This is a genomic window from Streptomyces sp. sk2.1, from assembly GCF_008120935.1.
GTDB lineage: Bacteria > Actinomycetota > Actinomycetes > Streptomycetales > Streptomycetaceae > Streptomyces.
Genome location: NZ_RDBO01000303.1, coordinates 1 through 1,925 on the forward strand (window position 1 = coordinate 1; position 1,925 = coordinate 1,925).

The window sequence follows — 1,925 nt, forward strand, 5'->3', positions numbered from 1 at the left end:
CGGTGGGTGGGCCGGTGGATGGTGGGGTGTTGCGTGGTTTCGTGGCGGAGCGGTTGCCGGAGTACATGGTTCCGGTGGCGTTCGTGTCGTTGGATTCCCTGCCGCTGAATCCGAACGGGAAGTTGGACCGGCGTGCGTTGCCGGCGCCTGATTTCGGTGGTGTGGTGCGGGGGAGGGCTCCGCGTACGGAGCGTGAGGTCGTGCTGTGCGGGTTGTTCGCCGAGGTGCTGGGGCTGGAGGAGGTCGGGGCGGACGACAGCTTCTTCGACCTGGGCGGCGACAGCATCATGTCCATCCAGCTGGTCAGCCGCGCCCGCACCGCCGGTCTCGTCCTGACCACGCGTGACGTCTTCCGGCTGAAGACCGTCGAGGCGCTGGCCGAGGCCGCCGAGGAGGACAGCCGGGACAGGACCGTCTGGGGCGCCGAACCCGGTGGTGGTGTGGGTGGTGTGGTGTCGGCTCCGATCGTGCATTGGTTGCGTGAGTTGGGGTCGGGTGTGGGTGGTTTTCATCAGTCGGTGTTGGTGTCGGTGCCGGCGGGTGTGGGTGTGGGTGCGTTGGTGGGTGCGGTGCAGGCGGTGGTGGATCGTCATGATGCGTTGCGGTTGAGGCTTGAGGTTTCGGGTGATGGTGGTTGGGGTCTTGTGGTGGGGGAGGTGGGGTCTGTTTCTGCTGGTGGGTGTGTGCGTCGGGTGGATGTGTCGGGTGGTGATGGTGGTGTGTTGTCGGAGTTGGTGCGGGTGGAGGCGGATGCGGCTCGGGAGCGGTTGGATCCTGAGGGTGGGGTGATGGTGCAGGTGGTGTGGTTCGACGCGGGTGCGGGGCGTTCGGGTCGGTTGTTGTTGGTGGTGCATCACTTGGTGGTGGATGGGGTTTCGTGGCGGGTGATTCTGCCGGATCTCGAGGCTGCGTGGCGTGCGGTGGTGGTGGGTGAGGTGCCGGTGTTGGAGCCGGTGGGGACGTCGTATCGGGCGTGGGCGGGTCTTCTGCCGGGGTTGGCGGAGGGTCGTGTGGGTGAGTTGGGGTTGTGGGAGGGGGTGTTGTCGGGTGGTGATGTGTTGTTGTCGTCGCGTGTGCTGGATCCGGTGGTGGATGTTGCGGGTTCGTCGTGTTCGGTGTCGGTGGAGGTTCCGGCGGGTGTGACGTCGGCGTTGTTGACGTGGGTGCCGGGTGTGTTCCGGGCTGGTGTGGAGGAGGTGTTGCTGGCGGCTTTGGGTGTGGCGGTGTCGCGGTGGCGTGAGGGGCGTGGTGTGGGTGGTGGGGATTTGTTGGTGGATCTGGAGGGGCATGGGCGTGAGCAGTTGGTGGAGGGGTTGGATCTGTCGCGGACGGTGGGGTGGTTCACGAGTCGTTATCCGGTGCGGCTGGATGTGGACGGGGTGGGTGTGGTCGGTGCGGTGAAGCGTGTGAAGGAGGTGTTGCGGGGGTTGCCGGATCGTGGTGTGGGGTTCGGGTTGTTGAGGTATTTGCATCCGGTTGCGGGTGGGGTGTTGGCGGGGTTGCCGGAGCCGCAGGTGGGGTTCAACTATCTGGGTCGGTTTGCTGCTCAGGGTGGTGACTGGTCGCCGGTGGGTGAGGCCGGTGGTGTGGGTGGTGGGGTGGATCCGTCGATGCGGATGCCGCATGCGTTGGAGGTGAATGCTCTGACGTTGGACGGTGTGGATGGTTCGGTGTTGTCGGCGGTGTGGGCGTGGCCGGGTGGTTTGTTCGGTGAGGGTGAGGTGGAGGGTCTTGCCCGTGCGTGGGTGGAGGTCCTGGAGTCGTTGGTGGTTGCGGCGGGTGAGCCGGGTGCGGGTGGTCTGACGCCGTCGGACGTCGGGTTGGTGGAGGTGACGCAGGGCGAGATCGAGGTGCTGGAGAGCGCGTATCCGGGGCTCGTCGACGTCCTCCCGCTCTCCCCGCTCCAGGAAGGACTCCACTTCCAC

General features: G+C 66.2%; 1 protein-coding gene. It reads left to right on the forward strand.

What is annotated here, in order from left to right:
• Nucleotides 1-29: 29 nt before the first annotated feature.
• On the forward strand, nucleotides 30-1,925 hold a 1,896-nt coding region (locus tag EAO76_RS44095), incomplete at its 3' end, for a condensation domain-containing protein (RefSeq protein ID WP_262376293.1).